General features: G+C 71.3%; 19 protein-coding genes. 15 read left to right on the forward strand and 4 right to left on the reverse strand.

The genetic code is table 11. The features are described 5' to 3' along the window. The first annotated feature begins 2 nt into the window (after positions 1–2). From AMK10_RS16945 to AMK10_RS16980, 8 genes are read left to right on the forward strand one after another with little or no spacing between them, the layout of a single operon-like run. Positions 3–1,094, forward strand: a complete 1,092-nt coding sequence (locus AMK10_RS16945) for a glycosyltransferase family 4 protein (protein WP_079180732.1) — start codon at positions 3–5, stop codon at positions 1,092–1,094. After that, the gene (locus AMK10_RS16950) at positions 1,091–1,843 is read left to right on the forward strand and encodes a nucleotidyltransferase family protein (protein ID WP_079180733.1); all 753 of its coding nucleotides are present in this window, start codon (positions 1,091–1,093) and stop codon (positions 1,841–1,843) included. The genes AMK10_RS16945 and AMK10_RS16950 overlap by 4 nt, the downstream gene beginning before the upstream one ends. Beyond that, a complete protein-coding gene (locus AMK10_RS16955; RefSeq protein WP_073748627.1) occupies positions 1,840–2,991 on the forward strand; it encodes a DegT/DnrJ/EryC1/StrS family aminotransferase in 1,152 nt (383 codons plus the stop codon). Before AMK10_RS16950 ends, AMK10_RS16955 begins: the two co-directional genes overlap by 4 nt. Beyond that, positions 2,973–4,895 (forward strand): beta-galactosidase trimerization domain-containing protein, encoded by a 1,923-nt coding sequence (locus AMK10_RS16960; RefSeq protein WP_107428435.1) that lies wholly within the window; start codon positions 2,973–2,975, stop codon positions 4,893–4,895. Before AMK10_RS16955 ends, AMK10_RS16960 begins: the two co-directional genes overlap by 19 nt. After that, on the forward strand, positions 4,892–5,782 hold the full coding sequence (locus tag AMK10_RS16965) for an amidohydrolase family protein (RefSeq protein ID WP_073748629.1): 891 nt from the start codon (positions 4,892–4,894) through the stop codon (positions 5,780–5,782). Before AMK10_RS16960 ends, AMK10_RS16965 begins: the two co-directional genes overlap by 4 nt. Further along, a complete protein-coding gene (locus tag AMK10_RS16970) occupies positions 5,779–6,825 on the forward strand; it encodes an alcohol dehydrogenase family protein (protein WP_073748630.1) in 1,047 nt (348 codons plus the stop codon). Before AMK10_RS16965 ends, AMK10_RS16970 begins: the two co-directional genes overlap by 4 nt. After that, positions 6,822–9,962 carry a non-ribosomal peptide synthetase gene (locus tag AMK10_RS16975; RefSeq protein WP_073748631.1) on the forward strand — a complete coding sequence of 1,047 codons (3,141 nt, stop codon included), beginning with the start codon at positions 6,822–6,824 and terminating at the stop codon, positions 9,960–9,962. Before AMK10_RS16970 ends, AMK10_RS16975 begins: the two co-directional genes overlap by 4 nt. An 8-nt stretch (positions 9,963–9,970) precedes the next feature. Continuing rightward, a complete protein-coding gene (locus AMK10_RS16980) occupies positions 9,971–12,337 on the forward strand; it encodes a M20/M25/M40 family metallo-hydrolase (RefSeq protein ID WP_158070876.1) in 2,367 nt (788 codons plus the stop codon). A gap of 59 nt (positions 12,338–12,396) precedes the next feature. Here AMK10_RS16980 and AMK10_RS16985 read toward each other — a convergent pair whose 3' ends face one another. Then, on the reverse strand, positions 12,397–12,663 hold the full coding sequence (locus AMK10_RS16985; RefSeq protein ID WP_073748633.1) for a Rieske (2Fe-2S) protein: 267 nt from the start codon (positions 12,661–12,663) through the stop codon (positions 12,397–12,399). Beyond that, a complete protein-coding gene (locus AMK10_RS16990; RefSeq protein WP_241839561.1) occupies positions 12,660–13,325 on the reverse strand; it encodes an iron-containing redox enzyme family protein in 666 nt (221 codons plus the stop codon). Before AMK10_RS16990 ends, AMK10_RS16985 begins: the two co-directional genes overlap by 4 nt. Positions 13,326–13,580: 255 nt before the next feature. Here AMK10_RS16990 and AMK10_RS16995 point away from each other — a divergent pair, with 255 nt between their 5' ends. After that, positions 13,581–14,507: a hypothetical protein gene (locus AMK10_RS16995; protein ID WP_073749305.1), complete on the forward strand. Its 927-nt coding sequence runs from the start codon at positions 13,581–13,583 to the stop codon at positions 14,505–14,507. 15 nt (positions 14,508–14,522) lie between these two features. Here AMK10_RS16995 and AMK10_RS17000 read toward each other — a convergent pair whose 3' ends face one another. Further along, positions 14,523–15,281 carry an aspartyl/asparaginyl beta-hydroxylase domain-containing protein gene (locus tag AMK10_RS17000; protein ID WP_079180734.1) on the reverse strand — a complete coding sequence of 253 codons (759 nt, stop codon included), beginning with the start codon at positions 15,279–15,281 and terminating at the stop codon, positions 14,523–14,525. A 407-nt stretch (positions 15,282–15,688) separates the two neighbouring features. On the opposite strand from AMK10_RS17000, the gene AMK10_RS37425 reads away from it, so the two are divergent. From AMK10_RS37425 to AMK10_RS17020, 4 genes are all read left to right on the forward strand, one after another. Beyond that, positions 15,689–16,141: a peptidoglycan-binding domain-containing protein gene (locus AMK10_RS37425; RefSeq protein WP_073748636.1), complete on the forward strand. Its 453-nt coding sequence runs from the start codon at positions 15,689–15,691 to the stop codon at positions 16,139–16,141. A gap of 367 nt (positions 16,142–16,508) precedes the next feature. Then, complete coding sequence (gene pcaDC, locus AMK10_RS17010) at positions 16,509–17,768, forward strand: bifunctional 3-oxoadipate enol-lactonase/4-carboxymuconolactone decarboxylase PcaDC (protein ID WP_382565035.1); 1,260 nt, start codon at positions 16,509–16,511, stop codon at positions 17,766–17,768. A gap of 12 nt (positions 17,769–17,780) precedes the next feature. Continuing rightward, on the forward strand, positions 17,781–18,428 hold the full coding sequence (locus AMK10_RS17015) for an MBL fold metallo-hydrolase (RefSeq protein WP_073748638.1): 648 nt from the start codon (positions 17,781–17,783) through the stop codon (positions 18,426–18,428). A 34-nt stretch (positions 18,429–18,462) separates the two neighbouring features. Then, positions 18,463–19,242 carry an exodeoxyribonuclease III gene (locus AMK10_RS17020; protein ID WP_073748639.1) on the forward strand — a complete coding sequence of 260 codons (780 nt, stop codon included), beginning with the start codon at positions 18,463–18,465 and terminating at the stop codon, positions 19,240–19,242. 52 nt (positions 19,243–19,294) lie between these two features. Here AMK10_RS17020 and AMK10_RS17025 read toward each other — a convergent pair whose 3' ends face one another. Further along, positions 19,295–19,588 (reverse strand): mycoredoxin, encoded by a 294-nt coding sequence (locus AMK10_RS17025; protein ID WP_073748640.1) that lies wholly within the window; start codon positions 19,586–19,588, stop codon positions 19,295–19,297. 110 nt (positions 19,589–19,698) lie between these two features. On the opposite strand from AMK10_RS17025, the gene AMK10_RS17030 reads away from it, so the two are divergent. Together AMK10_RS17030 and AMK10_RS17035 are read left to right on the forward strand one after the other, a co-directional pair. Then, positions 19,699–20,493 (forward strand): hypothetical protein, encoded by a 795-nt coding sequence (locus tag AMK10_RS17030; protein ID WP_241839562.1) that lies wholly within the window; start codon positions 19,699–19,701, stop codon positions 20,491–20,493. After that, positions 20,480–21,082: a Fic family protein gene (locus tag AMK10_RS17035; protein WP_241839563.1), complete on the forward strand. Its 603-nt coding sequence runs from the start codon at positions 20,480–20,482 to the stop codon at positions 21,080–21,082. Before AMK10_RS17030 ends, AMK10_RS17035 begins: the two co-directional genes overlap by 14 nt. Positions 21,083–21,138: the final 56 nt, after the last annotated feature.

Raw genomic sequence — 21,138 nt, forward strand, 5'->3', positions numbered from 1 at the left:
GGATGCGTGTGCAATATGTGCATCGCGGCTACCTTCCGGCACGCGCCGGCGCGGAGCTGATGACCCAGTGCCTGGCGGTGGAGATGAGCCGCCGGGGCCGTTCCGTCGGGCTGTACTGCGCGGGGGTCGACGAGGGGTCGGCGGAGGCGATGACGGGCGCGGGCATCTCCGTGGCCGTGCTGCCCGGCGCCGGTGCCGGTGACGCCGCCGGGGACGACGGCCGTCCCGATCTGGTGCACGCGGTCGACGCCGTGTGGGCCGACTACCCGCAGGCCGCCCTGGAGCTGGCCAGGCGGTGGCAGGTGCCGTTCGTCTTCACGCCCGCCTCCGCCACCGAGGTCTGGCAGGACCCCGCCGCCGTCGAGGAGGTCTGCCGCCGGGCGGACGCGGTCCTCGTCCTCACCGAGGCCGAGCGGGCCACCATGCGGGCGGCGGGGGTACGGCCGGAGGCACTGCACCGCATCGGCCAGGGCGCGCATCTGGCCGGTGCGCCCGACCCGGACCGCTTCCGTGCCGAACACGGCATCGGCGACGCTCCGGTGATCCTTTTCGTCGGCCGGAAGATGCGCTCCAAGGGCTACCTCGTCCTGCTGGAGGCCGCCCCGCTCGTCTGGGAACACCATCCGGACGCGCGCTTCGTGTTCATGGGGCCGGACTGGGACGACGACTGCGGCGACCTCTTCGCCGCGCACGCCGACCCCAGGATCATCGATCTCGGCCTGGCAGGCGACGAGGAGAAGCACAGCGCCCTAGCCGCCTGCGCGATGCTCTGCCTGCCGTCGACCGTGGACGTCTTCCCGCTCGTCTACGTGGAGGCGTGGTCGCTCGGCAAGCCGGTGATCGCCGCGCCGTTCCGCGGCGGTGACGAGGTCGTCGAGGACGGTCACGACGGCCTCGTCGTCGAACCGGACCCCGGCACGGTCGCCGACGCGGTGACCACGCTGCTGTCCGACCCGGCGACGGCGGCGGCCCTGGGCCGCAACGGCCTCGCAAAGGTCCGGGAACACCACAACTGGCAGTCGGTCGCCGACCAGGTCGACCAGATCTACGCCTCCCTCGTGGAGCCGCAGGGGCGGGAGGGCAGCATCCGATGAGAGCGGTAGTGCTGGCAGGGGGCGAGGGACGCAGGCTACGGCCCGCCACCTTCGACGTCCCCAAGCCACTGATGGAACTCGACGGCGAACCGATGCTCCACATCATCCTCAGCCAGCTGAGGGACGCCGGCTTCACCCGGGTGACGCTGTCGCTCGGCTACCGGGCCCAGATGATCCAGGACAGCATCGAGGCCGCGGGCTGGCGCGGCGGCCTCGACATCGACTTCTGCCACGAGTCGGAGCCCCTGGGCACCGCGGGACCACTGGGCCTCGTCCCGCCCATCGAGGACTCGACCCTGGTCATGAACGCCGACCTGCTCACCGACCTCGACTTCGCGGCGCTGTGGACCGGCCACCGGAAGGCCGGGTCCGACGCCACCGTCGTCCTGGCCCCGCAGCACATCGACATCGCCCACGGCGTCGTACGGATCGACGAGGACCACCGCGTCGTCGGCTACGAGGAGAAGCCCCGGCTGAACTTCCTGATCAGCTGCGGCATCTACGTACTCGAACCGTCCGTGCTCGACCACCTTCCCGCCGGGAGCCGCTACGACATGCCCGCACTGCTCGAGTCGCTGCGCACCGCGGGCGGTCGCGTCGGCGGCCATGTCTTCGACGGCGACTGGTGCGACATCGGGACGCCCGAGCAACTCCGGCGCGCCGCGGCGACGTTCGGCTCCGACCGTGCCCGGTTCGTACGCGACGGCGTCGTGCGCGACAGGCGCCGCTCCGAGGCGGTCGGCCGATGACGGACTGGAAGGTGCCGCTCTACCGGCCCAGCCTCGGCGACGCGGAGGCCGCCGCTGTGGCCGACGTCGTACGGTCGGGCTGGCTGTCCACGGGCCCCGTCACCAGGGCCCTGGAGCAGGAGTACGCCGCCGCGCTCGGTGTCGAGGACTCCGTCGCCGTCAGCAACGGCACGGCCGCCCTGCACCTCGCCGTACTGGCGCTCGGCCTGACCACCGGCGACGAGGTCATCGTGCCGTCGCTCAACTTCGTGTCGGCCGCCGCGACGGTCGCCCTGTCCGGGGCGACGCCGGTCTTCGCCGACATCACCGGGGCGCACGACCTGTGCGTCGACCCGGCCGACGTCGAGGCCCGCATCACCCCCCGCACCAGGGCCGTCGTCGCCATGCACTATGGCGGTCACGCCGCGGACCTGCCGGCTCTGCGCGCCCTCACCACGCGGCACGGCCTGGCGCTGATCGAGGACGCCTGCCATGCCCCCGCCACCCGCTCGGAGCACGGCATGCTCGGCGCCGTGGGCGACATCGGCTGTTTCAGCTTCTTCGCCACGAAGAACCTGGCGGCGGGCGAAGGAGGCATGGTCGTCGCCCGTGACCCGGAGCTCCTCGCCCGGATCAGGCGGCTGCGGTCCCACGCCATGACGGTCTCCGCCCAGGACCGGCACCGTGGCGGCCCGTCCACGTACGACATCCCCGAGATCGGCCTGAACTACCGGACGACGGAGATCAGCAGTGCCATCGCCCGGGTGCAGCTCGGCGAGCTGGACCGCAGACGGGCCGGCCGGGAGGCCGTGGTGGCGCGGTACCGCGAGGAGCTCGGCGATCTGCCGGGCATCGTGGTGCCGTTCGCCGGACGGGCGCCGCGGCACGCCGCACACCACCTGTTCCCCGTACTGCTGCCCGCCGGCACGGTGCGCGAGGACTTCCAGGCGCGCCTCACGGCGGCCGGTGTGCAGAGCGGGGTGCACTACCCGCCGACCCATCTCTTCTCGTACTACCGCGAGCGGTTCGGGCTCGGCCCCGGCCTGCTGCCGGTGACCGAGGACATCACGGCCCGCCAGCTCTCGCTGCCGCTGTACGGGGACATGGAACAGGACGAGGTCTCCCTCGTCATCGCCGCGACGAGGGACGCATGGCAGACAGAGAACTGAGCCGGGCCGCCGGGCCCGGTGCCACCGGCACGCGGTTCACCTTGAGTGACGGCGTGCTGCACCGCGACGGGCAGCCGTTCTTCAGCGTGGGTTTCAACTACCACCCCTCGGAGACCGGCTGCCAGTACTGGCAGGAGTGGGACGAGGACCGGCTCGACGCCGACTTCGGAGCGATGGCCGCGTACGGCTTCAACACCGTGCGTTTCTTCGTCTTCTGGGCCGACTTCGAGCCCGAGGAGGGTGTGTACGACGAGGAACTGACGCGGCGCATACAGGATCTGGCGGCCGTCGCGCACCGCCACGGCCTGCAGATCCTCCCCTCGCTCCTCACCATCTGGATGAACGGCCAGCGCTTCGAACCCGCCTGGCGCGAGGGGCGCGACCTGTGGACCCGGCCCGAGATGGCCGAACGGGCCCGTGCCTTCGTGCACCACATCGCGGGCGCCCTGCGCGACGCCCCGAACGTGCTCGCCTACGACCTCGGCGACGAGGTCATCCACGTCGACCCCGCGGCGTCCTCCGCCCTGTCCCGGACCGCCGTCCAGGACTGGTGGCGGCTCCTGGCCACCGCGGTCCGGGAGGCCGATCCGGCGGCGCTGGTGCTCCAGGCCAACGAGGCGTCCGCCGTGGTCGGCGACCACGGGTTCCGCCCCGAGAACGCCGAGCCCCTCGACCTCGTCGGGCTGCACGGCTTCCCCGTCTGGTCACCGTTCCACATGGAATCGGTGTCCGCGTGGAAGGCCGGCACCTTCCTGCCCTACCTCGTGCGCCACGGGAGGGCCTCCACCCCCGTGCTGGTCGACGAGATGGGCAGCTACGGCTGCGACGAGGCCACGGCCGCCGCCTATCTGCGGGTCACCGCGCACAGCGCGTTCGCCGCCGGTGCCTGCGGGGTCGTCGTCTGGTGCTGGCAGGACTTCACCACCGAGCGCAAGCCCTACGCGCTGCGGCCGGGCGAGCGCTTCACCGGCCTGCTGCGGGCCGACGGCCGGGCCAAGCCGGCCATGGCGGAGTTCCGCGGCTTCGCCGACCGGGTCACGGGCGACCTCCTGGGCTTCCGCCCGCCCCCCGCGCCGGTCGGCATCTACCTGCCACCGGCGCAGGACGACGGCGACGCCGGCTACCTCACCTCGGCGGGCTCCGACGCGCCGGCCTCGTACTACGCGCACCTTCTGCTCCAACGCGCCCATCTGCCGCACGAGTTCACCCACGGCGACCTGGACAGGTACCGCGTGGTCGTGTGCCCGTCGGTACGCCATCTGTCCCGCGACGCCCAGCGCCGCCTGGAGGAGTACGCCGAGCGCGGCGGTGTGCTGCTCTACACCTGCGCCGACTTCCTGCACGGCTTCGGCGGCGAACACCTCCTCGGCGTGCGGATCAGGGACTTCACGCTGCGCACCGAGGACCTGGACTCCTTCGTCTGGGAGGGCGAGCGCTACCCCCTCGACCGGGGTACGGGGCAGCTGCCCGTGGTCGAACTCGCGGGTGCCAAGACCCTCGCGGAGTTCCCCGACGGTTCGCCCGCCGTGACCCGGCACAGCCTGGGCGCCGGGACCGTCCACTACTGCAACGCGCCGCTGGAGGCCCAGCTCAACGCCCCCCACCGGCTGACCGAGGCCCCCTGGCACACCCTCTACGAGGCCGTCGCCCGGGAGGCGGGCGTGCGCGCCGAGCTGACCGCCGACCACCCGGACGTCGAGGTGGCCGTGGTGCACCGCGGCGCCGAACGCCGCGGCCTGGTCATCAACCACTCCCCGCTCCCCGTGCGGACCACCGTGACCCGGCCCCCGGACGCGGCGGACCGGCACGGGTTCACCGAGCGGGTGGACCTGGAGGGCAAGGGCGTGCACATCGTCCACTGGACCGCGGACCCCTCCGGCACCGACGGGGAGGCGACCCGATGATCATCGACTCGCATGTGCACGCCGGGGAGTACTACCGGCACTTCACCGCGCGGTTCGCCGAGGACATGATGGCGACCACGGGACGGCCCCCGCAGGCGCTGACCGCACCCGAGGCGACGCTGCTCGCCGAGATGGACGCGGCCGGCGTCGACCGGGCGTTCCTGCTGGCCTTCGACGTCCGCAGGGTCGAGGGCTTCAGCGTCCCGAACGACTTCGTCGCCGACCTGTGCGCCCGCAACCCCGACCGTTTCACCGGATTCGCCTCGGTGGACGCGGGCTCCGACGGCGCCGCCGCCGAACTGCGCAGAGCCGCCACGGACCTGGGGCTGCGCGGCCTGAAGACCGCCCCCGCCTATCTCAGGATGTCGCCCGCCGACCGGGCCTGGTACGACGTGTACGACGTGGCCCAGGAGCACCGGATGCCGGTCCTCGTGCACACCGGGTACACCCCGTCCAAGCGCGCCGACCCGCGCTACCTCTCGCCCGCGCTGCTGCGCCCGGTGGCCCGGGACTTCCCCGGACTTCCCATCATCCTGGCGCACTTGGGGACCCCGTGGACCACGGTGAGCATCGACATGCTCGCCGACCACCCGAACCTGTACGCCGATCTGTCCATCTTCGGCTGGTACCAGCCCCCCGCCACCGTCGCGGCCGCCCTGGAGTACGCGCGTCGTCGCGGTGTCCTCGACCGGCTCCTGTGGGGGACCGACTACCCCTTCTGCACCATGATCGACTTCGTCGCCCGTATGGATCTGCTGGCCGACGACGCGTCGTTGTGGCCCGACGGCGTGCCGTTGACCCCTGACGAGCGCACGTCCCTGATGGGCGGAGCGGCGGCCCGGCTGCTGGAGCGGCAGCCGGTACATCCACGAGGAGGCGCGGCATGAAGGCAGTGGTGTGGGAAGGCCCGTTCGACGTCCGGGTGGCCGACGACGTGGCCATGCCCAGGATCACGGAGGACCGGGACGCGATCGTACGGGTCGTGCGCAGCGCCATCTGCGGCACCGACCTGCATCCGTACCGGGGCGAGATCCCCTCCTTCACCCCGGGCACCGTCACCGGCCACGAGTTCACCGGAGTCGTCGTCGAAGCCGGCCCCGGTGCCCACGGCCTCTCACCGGGCGACCGTGTCCTGGCGTCGGACGTCATCGCCTGCGGGCGCTGCTGGTACTGCGCCCGGGGCTGGCACTACCAGTGCGACCGGGTGGGCCTGTTCGGCTACGACACCGTGGTGGGGACGACCGCCGTCGCGGGCGGTCATGCCGAGTTCGTCCGCGTCCCGTTCGCCGACGTGGTGCTCTCGCCCATCCCGGACGAGGTCACGGACGAACGGGCCCTGCTGATCGGCGACGTGCTGGCCACCGGCTACAGCTGCGCCACGGGCGGGGACATCACCCCCGGGGACACCGTGGCGGTCGTCGGCTGCGGTCCGGTCGGTCTGCTGGCCCTCGAGTCGGCCCTCCTCCTCGGCGCGGGACAGGTCCTCGCCGTGGATCCGCTGGAGAGCCGCCGCGCACTGGCCGCGAGCCGGGGCGCCGTACCGGTACCCACCGACGGCGATCTCGCCGAGCGGGTGCGCGAGGTCACCGGGGGGCGCGGCGCCGACGTGGTCCTGGAAGCCGTGGGGGTGGACGCGTCGCTGCGTACCGCCATCGACATCGTCCGGCCCCGGGGCACCGTGTGCGCCGCGGGGGCGCACGCGTCGGAGGGCATGCCGATGCCCACGGGAACGCTCTTCGGCAAGGAACTGACCCTGCGCTTCGCGGTCGGCGACCCGATCAGCGTGCGGGAACCGCTGATGGCCCTGGTGAGCGCCGGCCGTCTCGACCCGACGTTCGTCGTCTCGCACCGGATGCCGCTGGACAAGGCGGTGGAGGGGTTCCGGCTCTTCGACGAGGCCGCCGCGACGAAGGTGGTCCTCACCCCATGACACACACCTCTGCGGGCACCCTGTCCGAGCTGATCGAGGAGCAGGCCCGCCGCACGCCCCTGGCCGACGCCGTGGTCTGCGGCAGCCACCGCGTCGGCTACGGCGAGCTCGATCACCTGGCGGGCCTGCTCGCGGCGCGGCTGCGGGCGTGGGGCGTGGGCCCGGACGTCCCCGTCGGCATCCATCTGGAGCGGTCGGTGGACCTGACCGTGGCGGTGCTCGCGGTCCTCAAGGCGGGCGGGGTCTGCCTGCCCCTGGACCCCGGATACCCGGCCGACCGGCTGTCCTTCGTCCTCGAGGACGCCGAACCACCGGTCGTCCTCACGCACGAGCGGCTGCGGCACGCACTGCCGGCCGGACACGTCGCCCAGGTGCTCTGCCTCGACGCGGAGGACGCGGAGAACGGGCAGGCCCCGGCCTTGCCCGTATCCGTACCCGTCGGCCCGGTGCATCCGGACAACCTGGCCTGGATCACCTACACCTCCGGCTCGACCGGCCGCCCCAAGGGCGTGGGCCTCTCCCACGGTCCACTGGCCACGCTCGCGCGGTCCATCGGGCAGCGGCTGGACCTGGAAGCGGGGGACCGCGTCCTCCAGTTCGCCGCGATCGGCTTCTCCGTCGCCGCGGAGGAGATCTTCTCCACCTGGCTGGCCGGCGCCTGCCTCGTGCTCGACCCCGAGGACAACCTGGCCGACAGCGCCCATCTCACGGCCGTCCTCGACAAGCACGAGGTCACGGTCGTCCAGCTGACCCCCTCGTACTGGTACGAATGGCTGCGCGAGCTCACCCGGGACGCCGCGCTCCGGCCGCCCCCCTCGCTGCGGCTGCTGGTCGTGGGCAGTGAACCGGTGGCACCGCACCGCGTCGCGGACTGGCTGGCCTCGGGGGTCCGCCTCGTCCAGGAGTACGGGGCGAGCGAGGCCACCGTGTCCCAGCTGCTCTACGAGACCGACGCGGACGAGGCACGGCTGCGAAGCCTGACCCGGCTCCCGATCGGCACCCCGCTGGAAGGGGCCCGGCCCTATGTGCTCGACCCCGACACGCTGCCGGTGCCCGACGGCGAGGCCGGCGAGCTGTACCTGGGCGGCAGCGGTGTGGCACGCGGATACCTGGCGCGGCCCGGCCTGACGGCGGAACGTTTCCTTCCCGACCCGTACGCACCGGCCCCGGGCGGCAGGATGTACCGCACCGGGGACCTCGTACGCCGACTGCCCGGCGGTGAGCTGGAGTTCCTCGGCCGTGCCGACTTCCAGCTGAAGATCCGGGGGGTGCGGATCGAGCCGGAGGAGGTCGAGACGGCGATCGCGTCCTTCCCGGGAGTGGTGAAGGGCGCGGTGTTCGCCAAGGAGGGGGCCGCCGGCGTCCTGCAGCTCGTCGCGTGCGTCGTGTGGCAGGGTCCTCCCGACGTCGGCGGGCTGCGCGCCCACCTCTCCACCCGGCTGACGGCCGACCGGATCCCCTCCCGCTACGTCTCCGTGCCCGCACTGCCGCTGAACCCCAACGGCAAGGTGGACCGCCGGGCCCTGCGGAACACCCCGGTCGACGACCGGGAGGACACCGCCCCCGGGGAGGCACCGCGTACGCCCGTGGAGGCCGCGCTCTGCGGGCTGTGGGACGCCGTTCTCGCCACCGGCCGGACAGGCGTGCACGACAACTTCTTCGAGCACGGCGGTGACTCGCTGCTCGCCACGAGGCTGACCAGCTGGATCCGTGAGGCACTCGCGACGGACCTGCCCCGGCGCGCGATCTTCGAGGCGCCCACCGTGGCCGCGCTCGCCACCCGTGTCGAGGCGGCCAGAGCGGCGGACACGGGCTCCGGCGCCCTCGTGGTTCCGCCCGTCGACACCGCACCGCTGACGGCCGCCCAGCGGCAGATGTGGTTCCTGCACAAACTGAACGGCGGGGACGCCCGGTACAACGAACCGGTGGTCCTCCGCCTCGACGGGGAACTCGACGAGCCGGGCCTGCGCACCGCCCTCGGCCGCATCGTGCAGAGGCACGCCGCCCTGCGCACCGTCTTCGTGGCGGAGGGCGGCGTCCCCCAGCAGGTGGTCCGCGCCCCGGACCCCTTCGACCTGCCGCTGACCGATCTGAACGGTGCCACGGAGACCCAGGCCCTGCGGGCCGTCACCGAGCAGGTGCGGCTGCCCTTCGACCTGACGAAGGGGCCGGTGTTCCGCGCGGCTCTCGTCCGCACCTCACCCCGGACCCACTACCTCGTCCTGATCGTGCATCACATCGTGTTCGACGGACGGTCCATGGCGATCCTGCTGGACGAACTGGCCGCCGGATACGGGGCCGGGGGAACGGCGGACCTCGCCCCCCTCGACTTCTCGTACCCCCAGCACGCGGTGCGCGAGGCCCGGTGGTGGGAGACGCCCGAGGCCGCAGCCGAGCTCGCCCACTGGACGGACCGGCTCGCCGACGCGCCCGCGACCACCCGGCTCCCCACCGCCGCACCGGCGCGCACCAGGCGCTCCGGGCGGGGAGCGACGGTGCGCTTCACCGTGCCCCCGGAGCAGGCCGCCCGGCTAGCGGCCCTCGCACGTACCGAACAGGCCACGCCCTTCATGGCGGCGCTCACCGGCTTCTACGCGCTGATCGCCCGCTCGACCGGAGCCGGCGACCTCCTCGTGGGCACGCTCACGCACGGCCGCGACCGCAGCGGTACGGACGATCTCGTCGGACTGTTCATCAACAGCCTCTGTCTGCGGACCCGACTGCCTTCCGGAGTCACCTACCGCGAGGCGCTCGTGCGCGTGCGCGCCACGGCCCTCGACGCCTTCGCCCACCAGGACGTACCACTGGAACGCGTCGTCGAGGCGCTGCGGCTGCCCCGCAGCGCGGAACACACCCCTCTCTTCCAGCTGCTCTTCTCGTACGGAGCCACGCCGGCCCGGCCGCCCGTCCTGCCAGGGCTCGCGGTCTCCCTGCTCCCCGTCTCCACGGGAACGTCGAAGTTCGATGCCGTCCTCCAGCTCGACGACACCGACGACGGCGGGCTGACCGGTCAGCTGGAGTACGACCTCGACCTATTCGACCCCGAGGCAGCCGAGTCCGTCGTCAGCGACTACCGCTCGATCCTCGACGCAATGGCGGCCGACCCCGACCGCGTGATCACGGACCGACAGGACTGATGGGACAGATGGACCTGCTGCAAGTGCGCTCAGAATCACCGGACCTGCCCGAGGAGCCGGTCTCGCGCGTGACGCCCCGGCGCGCCGGAGCCGTGCTCCTGCTGCTCCTGGCCGTACTGGCCGGAATGACCCTCTACACACTGCAGCCGCCGGACGCGAAGGGGTCGTCCGCGCCGGAGGGAGAGTTCTCGGCGGGGCGCGCCCTCACGGACGTCCGCGTCCTGGCCCGGGCGCCCCACCCGATCGGCAGCCCGGAGTCGGCCGCGGTGCGCGGGCATCTGATCGACCGGCTCACCGCCCTGGGCGGCCGGGCCGAGGACGAGACCCACGTGGTGGCCAGGAACGGCGAGGGCACCGCCGTCGTCGCCGAGGTGCACAACGTGCACGCCCGGTTCCCGGGCAAGGACTCCACGGGCAACGTGGTCCTGGTCGCGCACTACGACTCGGTACCCGCCGGACCGGGAGCCGCGGACAACGCGGCGAACGTCGCCGCCGTCCTGGAGGTCGTACGAGCCCTGCGCGCCGACGGCACCCAGCGCAACGACATCGACGTCGTCCTCACCGACGGCGAGGAGACGGGGCTCCTCGGAGCCCGCGCGTTCCTCGACAGCACCGACCTCGACCCCGAGCGCAGCGTGGTGATGAACCTGGAGGCCCGTGGCGTCTCCGGACCGTCCATCATGTTCGAAGCGGGGGACCGCAACAGCGGGCCGGTCGCCGCGCTCGGCGACGGGGACCGCCCGATCGCCACCTCGATGTCGGACGAGATCTACTGCCTGCTGCCCAACGCCACGGACTTCACCGAGTTCAAGGACAAGGGCTTCACCGGCCTCAACTTCGCCTTCGTGGACGGATCGGCGAAGTACCACACGCGTGACGACTCGGTGGCCTCGCTCTCCCGGGAGAGCGTGCAGAGCCAGGGCGACGTCGTGCTGGCGGCGGCCCGCGGACTCGCCGGCCAGGACCTCTCCGCCCTCTCGACCGGGAAGGACACCTACTTCTCGCTCTTCGGGCTGATCGTGCAGTACCCGCAACTGCTGGTCGTCGTGCTCGCGTTGCTCGCCGTCCTGGGGTACGCCGCCACCTTCTGGTACGCGGGCCGGCGCGGCGCGGCACGTGACGGGGTGCTGCGCACCGCCCTCACCTTCCCCCTCGTGCTCGTGGCGGCCGGCGCCGTCGCGTTCGGTGTCTGGCAGCTGATCTGCCTCTTCCGGCCGGGCTACGGCAGTCTGCTCTCCGGTGACACCTACCGGCCCCAGTGGTTCCGGGGCGCGTTCACCGCGCTCACCTGCGCGCTGGTGCTCGGCTGGTTCCTGCTGCTGCGCCGGAAGGCCCAGGCTGCCGGACTCGCGCTGGGCATCGGCGGCTGGCTGGCGGCCCTCACGCTGCTGACGGCGTTCCTGATGCCGGGGGCCGCCTATGTGTTCACCTGGCCGCTGCTCTTCGGCTGCGCGGGGCTCGCCGCCGCGCTGCGGTGGGGGAACGCGAGCCGGGACTGGGTGGCCGTGGGGGCCACGGCGGCGGCGCTGCCGGCGCTGCCACTGCTGATCCCCCTGGTGGTGCTGCTCTTCCCGACCCTGGGCGTGAGCTTCGCGGCGCCCTCGCTCGTGCTGCTGGCTCTGGTGGCGATCACGGTCGTGCCGCTGGCCGCGCTGCTGCCGCGCCGTGTCCCCTCGGTCACGGCGCTGGTGGCGGTGGCCGCGGGCGTCGTCCTGGTCGCGACGGGCCTGCGGGTCGACGGCTTCGGCACCGGGCACCCGCAGCCCACCAACCTCTTCTACGCCTGGGACGCGGACACCGGCAAGGGCCGCTGGCTCTCCGCGGACGGCGCTCCGCCCGCCTGGACGAAGGCGCGTGCCGGTACCGAACGTACCGATGTGTCCAAGGAGTTCCCGACATTCCCTCCCACGCTCCAGCGGGGCCTGGTGGCCGACGCGGAAGCTCCGGCGGTGCGGCCCGCCGCACCGGAGGTGAAGGTGCTCCAGGACTCGACCGCAGGGGGCGACCGGACGGTACGGCTGCGGATCGCACCGGGGGAGGGCACGGCGTACGTCGCCGTCAGCGCCGACACCTCCGCGCACACCGTGAAGGGGGCCACGGTGCTGGGCGCCGAGGTCGACGGAGGCCGCAACCAGACCTTCGCCCCGGGCCCGTGGCAGTGGGGCTTCGCGGCATGGGCCGTACCGGCGGCCGGAGTCGAGGTCGAGCTGCGGGTGCGCGGCGAGGGCGCGATCCCGCTCCGCGTCACGTCCTACCGTGAAGGGCTCCCGTCGGCCGGCGGCACGGAGACGGAGCTCCCGCCGGAGCTGACGTGGAGCACCTGGGGCGCCTTCCCGACGAACGTCACCGCGGTGGGCCGCACCGTCAAGGTGTGACACGCCCGCGCCCGCCGCCCCGTTCCCCGGGGTGGCGGGCGCGGCGTCGCGGGCGTTCCTCAGCCGGGCGTCCCCTGCTCGTGGATGCGCAACGCGTCGCAGACGGGACCCGCCAGCCGGCGGCCGTTCTCCAGGCTGAAGGTCGAGTGGTGCAGCGGGCAGGTGATGCGCATCCTGTCCGCGTCGACGTATCCGAACCTCAACCGTCCCTTGCGGTGCGGGCAGACCGCGTCGGTCAGCACCGTGCCGCCGGGCAGTTCGACGGCGATCACGTCCTCGCTCACCTCACGGACCCGCACCGGCTTCTGCTGTTCGTCTTCGCTCATGACTGTCCGACGCTCCTGGACCTGAATATCGCCATCTCGGTGGCGTGCCCAACGATCGCGCTGGTGATCCGGACGCCTGCCCAGACCTTCGCCAGATCGATGCCGGTCTCGGCCTGCTTCTCACGGATCGCTGTGCGCATCTGCTTGCTGTGGAAGTTGTCGATGTAGAGGTGCTCGGTGTAGTAGGCGTGGTTCTTGATCTTCAGCCGCCGGGCCGCGTGCGCGAAGCTCTGGAAGCCGTAGAGGACGCTCGCCTCGAAGTAGGCGTAACCGCCCAGAAAATACTCGGGTGATTCGGCCCTGTTCGCGAGCCAGTGGAAGAGATTCACATAGGAGTAGCTCTCGGGACCGATATCCAGATAGCTGTTCATGTCCGTGGGCATGTCGAGCTCGGTGAGCAGATCGCGGTAGAGCTGCGAATGGGCCTGGGCCTCGTTGCCGCAGCCGAGTTCGTCGATGAGCACCCGGAATACCGCCATGCCCGATCGGTACGGAAGGCGCGGGACCACGGCGAGCAGGGAGAGGGACTCGGTCAGTCCGTCCACCGCGAACTCGCGTACGACGTACTTGAATTGTTCGTACGTGGCGTCCTGGGCGAGGAATCGGTGGTTCTCCGACGAGCTCCTTCCCTCCTCCACGAGGAATTCCTTCATCGCGGTCATGAGTTCCGCGACGGACGTGAAGGAAGGGGCCTCGTCCGTGAATTGCCCAGCGAGCGGAACTATCCATTCCTGTTCCATTTTCAGCAGCTCGGCGTATGCCTGTGCGTCCGGCACGGATTGATACAGCTCGAAGAGTCGCTTCTGGTCGACTATGGTGCAGGGTGTCAGGGTCTGAGACGGTGGGGCCTGGGTCAGTTGCTCCATGGTGATACGCTGTCCGAATTTCTCTCGAACGTCAAGATGGAGATCTGCACCATGCGTTTTCCGTACGTGGGATCCGGTCCTTACTGTTACACCAACTCGCTGACGATGGTGTTGGGTGCAAAAGCCCCTGGAACGCACATCGTGGAGTGTCTGACCGGTTCACCGTTCGGTGTTCAGCTCATCGGAGGGACAGTTCCCTTTTTCGACCCGTACGGCTGGGATCCGGAAATCGGACTGAATGCGGCCGTCGAACTGCTGGGCCTGCGCTGCGAGCGCACCGAGGGCGGTTCCCCCGAGGACGCCGCGAAGCGGCTCCGTGCGGCGAGCGAGCAGGGGCCGGTGCTCGTCGGTCCGCTGGACATGGGTCTGTTGCTGCATCAGCCCGGCTCCGGTACGGCGCAGGGCGCGGACCACTACGTGGTCGTCCTCGAGGTGACCGAGGACATGGTCGTCTTCCACGACCCGCACGGCCACCCCTACGCGTCGATGCCGTCGGACGCCTTCATGGAGGCGTGGCGGGCCGACGAGGTCGCGTACATCGAGACTCCGTACGTCATGCGCACCGGGTTCCTGCGCGAGAGGGAGGTCGCCCCGGCCGACGCCCTGCGGGCCTCGCTCCCGGCGGCGGCGAGCTGGCTGGCCGGGCGGTACGACCTGCCCAACGCGCCCGGGTCGTCGGGCGGGGCCGACGCCCTCGCGGAACTCTCCGGCCGGCTGGAACGCGGACTCGACCCCGAGACCCGGCACATGCTGGAGAGCTTCGGCCTCCGGGCCGGCGCCCGCCGGCTCTCGGACGCCGCCACCTGCTTCGACCTGATCGGACTGTCCGGCGCCGCGGAGGCCGCGGCGGCACAGGCCCGGCGGCTCGGCGCCCTCCAGTACGAGCTGGTGACGGGGAACGACAAGGCGGTCGCCGCCGGACTGCGCGCACTCGCCCCCGGCTACGACCGGCTGCGGGAGCTGATCGAAGCCGCCTGACGTGCGGTCCGCGCCTCAGCTGGCGCTCATCATCTTCTGGATCTCGGTGACCAGTGCGGTCAGCGCCCTGCGTTCGGGGATCGTCGTCTCCGGGTGCCAGAGGTCGACGAGCAGGCAGGTGCGGGTGCGGTCGGAATGGTTCCACGCCTCATGTTCGAAGGAATAGTCGAACAACAGGCACTTTCCTTCCTCCCATTCCCGCGCCTCGCCCGCGACGCTGACCGCGCAGTCCCCCGGAATGTCGATGGCGAGATGCAGATTGATGCTGAAGTTCCACAGATCGCAATGGGGTTTGATCGCGGCCCCGGGGAGAAGCGTGGAGAAATGCGATTCCAGGAGCGGGCAGATCACATCCGTGTCGACCGCCGTTTCCTTCAGCACCTTGTACGCGGTCGGGGCGACCGGCGCCGAGTCCTCCACCAGAGCGCCGTCCCGGTAGAGGTAGAGAGCCTGCCAGTTCTCCTGGCGCACCAAATAATGTTCGTAGTCCGAGAACTGCTCGCGCTGCGTCGCCCAGGCCGTTTCCAGGTCACTCTTGATGGCGGCGTGGTTCTCCTCCAGCGCGTGCACCACGGGTGTCAGTTCGGGATAGGCGTAGGGGTCGTGCCACGGCTGCCGTGATATGCCGGGCAGTATCCACTTTGCGCCTTTTTGGAGCGGATGCCGCTGCTCACTCCTGCGCCGCGGCTCCAGCATGACCTCGACGCGTTCGATCGAGTCCTTGCCGTATTCCTGCTTGATGGCGGCGAAGCAAGTGTCAAGCTCTGGCGTCACGATTCCCCCTGCGAGACTGCGCATTGGCGTTCGATGAATGTTATGACGTCCGGTGCCGCACCGTCCACGGAATGATCTCTTTCTGTGCGGACGCCGACGGGAAGACGCGGGCGGCGGCCGCGGTCCAGCGCCACGACGGCACGGCACTGCGACGACACCTCGTGGGGCATCGCCGCGACGCCGGACGGTGGCAGGGAAGCCGAGCAGCTTGTTCTCCCCCTCGACCTGCGCTTTTGCGTTCAGCGGCAAGGGTGTGGCCGGGCGCCGGCCGGGCGGGCGACAGTTGGCTTCACCGGGCGGAACGCGAACGTCGCGACCCTGGACGGTCCACCTCTCGTTCCGGACGGTCACCTCGCATGCGGACGCCTTCACGGGAAGCGTCCACGCCAAGGAACCCAGGGGGAAGTATGAAGAAGCTCCGAGCACTGCGCGCTCAAGCCGGTGTCTCCGCCGCAGCGGTCGCGCTCGCCGCCGCCGGCATCGGGATGGTCGCCGCGACACCCGCCGCTGCCTATGCCGGCTACTGCAACGACACCGTCGGCAGGACGATCTCCAACTCCGGCTTTCACGCGAGCATTCCTGCCTACAACAACAACGTGGACTGCCAGATGTACCAGGGAGCCAGCGGACCCGAGGTCAAGGCGTTGCAGATCACGCTGAACAAGTGCTACGGCCGCAGTCTGAGCACCGACGGGATCTTCGGCGCCAAGACCAAGGACGCTCTTGTCCACGCCCAGGGCAAGGAGGGCATCGGCACCGACGGCGGGTACGGCAAGGAGACCCGGACGAACATCAAGTGGGCCTTCCAGTACAGCGGCGGCCTCGGTCAGTGGTCCTGCTTCTACATCACCAACTGGTAGCACCTCCCGGCCGGCGTCAGGGGCGGTGGTCAGGGCCTCGCTCGTGCGCCGGTCGGTGACGGGTGGGAGGCGGTGCCGTGGTCCGGTTCCTGCGTCCGGCGTCCCGGGGCCGCCGGACGCAGGCAGTCCTCACCCCGCTCGGCAGCGTCTCCGGATTGCTCCCCGGATCGCCGGCGATCCGGCATGACCGTCGCCCTGGCTCACACCGACGCCCGCACGACGATGCGTCGGTATGCGAAGCCGGATGTGGAGATTCTCGTCCGGTGATGGACATCTGAGGAGGTCTGGCGAGCGTCCCCCACCCCCTCCCGAGTGGAATTGTGAGATATGGGAGCGTGGGAGGGTGAGCGAGACGAGGACTGAAACCATGCAATACCGCTTCGACGGCCCCGAAGACGCCCCTGTCCTGGTGATCGGCCCGTCACTCGGTACGACATGGCACATGTGGGACCGCCAGATACCCGAGCTCTCCCAGCACTGGAGGATCTTCCGGTACGACCTGCCGGGGCACGGCGGGGCTCCCGCGCACCCCGCCGCCGCGGTCACCGACATCGCCGACCGTGTCCTCGCCACGCTGGACAGCCTCGGAGTGCAGCGCTTCGGGTACGCGGGCTGCGCCATCGGCGGCGCCGTCGGCGCCGATCTCGCGCTGCGCCACCCGCACCGGGTCGCCGCCCTCGCCCTGGTCGCCGCCTCGCCGCGCTTCGGCAGCGCCGACGAGTTCCGCCAGCGCGGGGTGATCGTCCGCAGCAACGGACTGGAGCCGATCGCGCGCACCTCACCGGAACGCTGGTTCACCCCCGGCTTCGCCGCCGCCCAGCCCGCCATCGTCGAGTGGGCCGTACAGATGGTCCGCACCACCGACCCCGGCTGCTACATCGCCGCCTGCGAGGCCCTGGCCGCCTTCGACATCCGTACGGAACTGCCCCGCATCGGCGTGCCGACCCTCGTCCTGGTCGGTGCCGAGGACAAGGTCACCGGACCCGCCGAGGCCCGGACCCTCGTCGCGGGCATTCCGGACGCGCGGCTCGCCCTCGTGCCGGGCGCCAGCCACCTGGCGCCGGTCGAGCAGCCGGCCGCCGTCACCGATCTGCTGCTCATGCACTTCTCGACGTCCTGGCAGGACACCCAGGCGTCCATCCCCGTACCGCCCTCCCCGGGTTTCGCCACCCCCTTCGCCCCGGTCGTCCCCGTCGCCGAGATCGCTCCCGCGACCGAGGTGCCCGACGCCTCCGCCCCGGCCCGCAGCGACCTCTACGACCGGGGGATGAAGGTCCGGCGCGAGGTGCTGGGCGACGCCCATGTGAACGCGGAGACGGCCGCGTCCGACGGGTTCAGCGACGACTACCAGGAGCTCCTGACCCGCTACGCCTGGGGCGAGATCTGGACCCGTGAGGGACTCGACCGCAGGTCGCGCAGTTGCGTCACGCTCACCGCGGTCGTCGCCTCCGGACACCTGGGAGGCCTCGCCCAGCACATCAGGGCGGCCCTGCGCAACGGACTCACGCCGGTCGAGATCAAGGAGGTGCTGCTCCAGACCGCCGTCTACTGCGGCATGCCGGCGGCCGGCGCGGCGTTCGAGATCGCGCAGTCCGTGATCCAGGAGGAAACCACTCCGCCCGCGTAGCAGGATGGGGGTATGAACGCTTCTTCTCTCACGCTGACCAAGAAGACCCACTCGTGCGTCCGCCTGGAGCGGGACGGCCGGTCGCTCGTCGTCGACCCCGGAGGGTTCTCCGAGGACGACGCCACCGCCGGGGCAGACGCGTTCCTCGTGACGCACGAGCACCCGGACCACTTCGACGAGGCGCGGCTGCGCGCGGGCCTGGAGTCCAATCCCGCCGCGCAGTTGTGGACCCTGCGCAGCGTGGCCGAGCAGTTGTCCGCCGCGTTCCCGGGGCGTGTCCACACGGTCGGCCACGGCGACACGTTCACCGCCGCCGGGTTCGACGTCCAGGTGCACGGTGAACTCCACGCCGTGATCCACCCGGACATCCCGCGGATCACCAACATCGGCTTCCTGGTGGACGGTTCCGTGTTCCACCCGGGTGACGCCCTCACGGTGCCCGATCACCCGGTGGACACGCTGATGCTGCCCGTGATGGCTCCCTGGAGCAAGATCTCCGAGGTCATCGACTACGTACGCGAGGTGAAGCCGCGCCGCGCGATCGACATCCACGACGCCCTGCTCACCGACCTCGCCCGCCCGATCTACGACATGCAGATCGGCGCCCTCGGCGGAGCGGACCACAGCCGGCTGACCCCGGGCGACGCGACCCGCCTCTGAGCCCGCTGTCGGTGGGAGCGGTTAGGTTGGCTGCATGCGTATCGCCACGTGGAACGTCAATTCGATCACGGCCCGGCTCCCGAGGCTGCTGGCCTGGCTGGAGAGCAGCGGCACCGACGTGCTGTGCGTCCAGGAGACCAAGTGCACGCTCGAGCAGTTCCCCGCCGAGGCGCTGCGCGAGCTGGGCTACGAGTCCGCGGTCAACGCCACGGGCCGGTGGAACGGCGTCGCGCTGCTCTCCCGCGTCGGCCTCACGGACGTCGTGACGGGCCTGCCCGACGGCCCGGAGTACGAGGGGGTGCAGGAGCCGAGGGCAATCTCGGCCACCTGTGGCCCCGCCCGGGTCTGGTCGGTCTACGTCCCCAACGGCCGCGAGGTCGACCACGACCACTACGCCTACAAGCTGCGCTGGCTGGAGGCCCTGAGGAAGTCCGTCGCGGCGGACGCCGCCGGGGCGCTGCCGTTCGCGGTACTCGGAGACTTCAACATCGCACCGACCGACGAGGACGTCTGGGACCCCGCGGAGTTCGTGGACTCCACCCATGTCACCCCCGCCGAGCGGGCCGCCCTCGCCGCGCTGCGCGAGGAGGGGCTCCTCGACGTGGTGCCGCGCCCCCTGAAGTACGCCCACCCGTACACCTACTGGGACTACCGCCAGCTGCGCTTCCCGAAGAACAAGGGCATGCGCATCGACCTGGTCTACGGGAACGCCCCCTTCCAGGCGGCGGTCAAGGACAGCTATGTCGACCGCGAGGAGCGCAAGGGCAAGGGTGCGTCGGACCACGCCCCGGTGGTCGTGGACCTGGAGGTCTGAGGAAGCGGGGCGGAGCCGGGGCGCGGGGGAGCCTCTCCGGCCCGCCGCGTGGTCAACTCTTCCCCGCCCCGTCCTTCGCGGGCAGCAGGTGCGGGGCGCGTGCGGTCACGGCCCGCACGACCTCGCGCTTGGAGGGGTTGACCATGGCGTGCCCCGCGACGGAGACCGTCGGCACGGTCTCGTTGCCGTCGGCGACCGAGCGTACGTAGGCGGCGGCGTCCTGGTCCCGCCAGATGTTCACCTCGGTGTAGGTGAGCCCGGAGAAGCGGAGCCGCAGCCGGAGTTTCATGCAGTACGGGCAGCCGGGCCGCCAGTAGACGACCATGCCGTCGCGGTCCCCGGCCATCGCACACCCCTCTGTCGCTCTTCCGTGCTGTCCAGGCCGTCCCGGTCTCCTGGCCGGTCACTCCAGCCGACGTGAGCCCCACGAGCGGTGGGATGATCCTAACGGCGTGCGTGTGCTCCCGACAGGAAGAGTGGCCGGCCCTGACGTACAACCGTGACACCCTGCCCTTCCCCGACAACCGTGTCCCCCGCCTCACCTACGAGGACATCGGGAACTGGGAGACGTTCGACCCGGCCCGCAACTCGTTCGTCTGGAACGAGGACGAGGATGCCCGCCTCCGTTCGCTCGTCCGCGCATGGGTGCCACCCGTGCTCTCCGGCATGGCCGGCTGGTGGGAGGGCGAGCGCTGGTGCGAGAGCCAGGTGGACGCGATGATCCGTGAGCGATACGGCAACTGGGCCTGGGGATGGAGCTGGTGCTACCGCGACGGCGGGCCCATCGGCAACTGGGTCAGCGGGGCGGACTCGGTGACGACCCCGGACGAGACCGCGGAACGCGTCGTGGCCGCGCTGCTGGAATGGCGTCAGTGGCTGCTGCGGACGGCCCAGCGCTTCGCCGAACTGGCGCCGCCGCCGGACATCTCGCCCGAGCACCGCAGCTGGCACCTCGAACGGGCCTGCGTCCGGCTCGTGACCCACGCGCTGGACTCGGGCGCGGAGGGCGCCTGGCACGGTCAGGCGGCGATCGTCCTGGGCTGGTTCCTCACCAGCTCCGGCATGGACCGGGCCGAGGCCACGCGGGCGGTGGAGAACGCCATCGGTGGCCGGTTCGCGAGCTGGGTCCACCCGGAACGGACGCTGATCGAATCCGTCGGTGAGGATCTCGCCGTCGGTCTCACCGGCCACGCCCCGTATCAGGACCACCGTGAGAGGGCGGCACTGGAGGATCTCCATGACCGCTACTGACAGCCTTTCGGTCTGGCTGCGCGTGCGCCGCGAGGTCGACTGGCAACGTGCACCGGCCCTCGAGCGGGTGCCACCCGGCCGCGACGGGTTCCGCTCCTGGTGCGAGGGGCCGGTGCGCCGACGCGACCCGCATCGCGCTGAACGTCTGCTCGCCGCATACGCCCTGGCCCGCGAGGACGCCGCACGCCGCACCCCGCTGGACTTCGCCCTGCTCGCCCGTTGGCAGCGCGAAATCCTCGGCGCGACACGGGCGCCGTTCCGTGTGAGCGACGCCTACGCGAAGGCCGGCCGCGAGCGCTACGGCCTGACCTCCCACACACGGGCCGACTTCGATTCCTGTCTGCGCGGGACGACCGACCCGGACATCCCGCCGGCGGCACGCGCGGCACGCGCATACCTCGACGTGGCGTTCTTCCACCCCTTCACCGATGGCAATGCCCGCGCCGCGCTGGTGACCCTGGTCCATGTCCTGGCCCGGGAGGACATCGTCCTTCCCGAGGTCGGCCCCCTTCAGACCACCCGCTACGCGGATGACCCGGCCGGCGCCGCCGACCTTGCCGATCTCATCGGACTGCTCAACCGCCGCTGACACCGAGGCGTCCGGGCACCACGGGCCAGGGCACTCCAGGTGTCAACTTCGGGTTG

The organism is Streptomyces sp. CB02058, assembly GCF_001905505.1.
Lineage (GTDB): Bacteria > Actinomycetota > Actinomycetes > Streptomycetales > Streptomycetaceae > Streptomyces.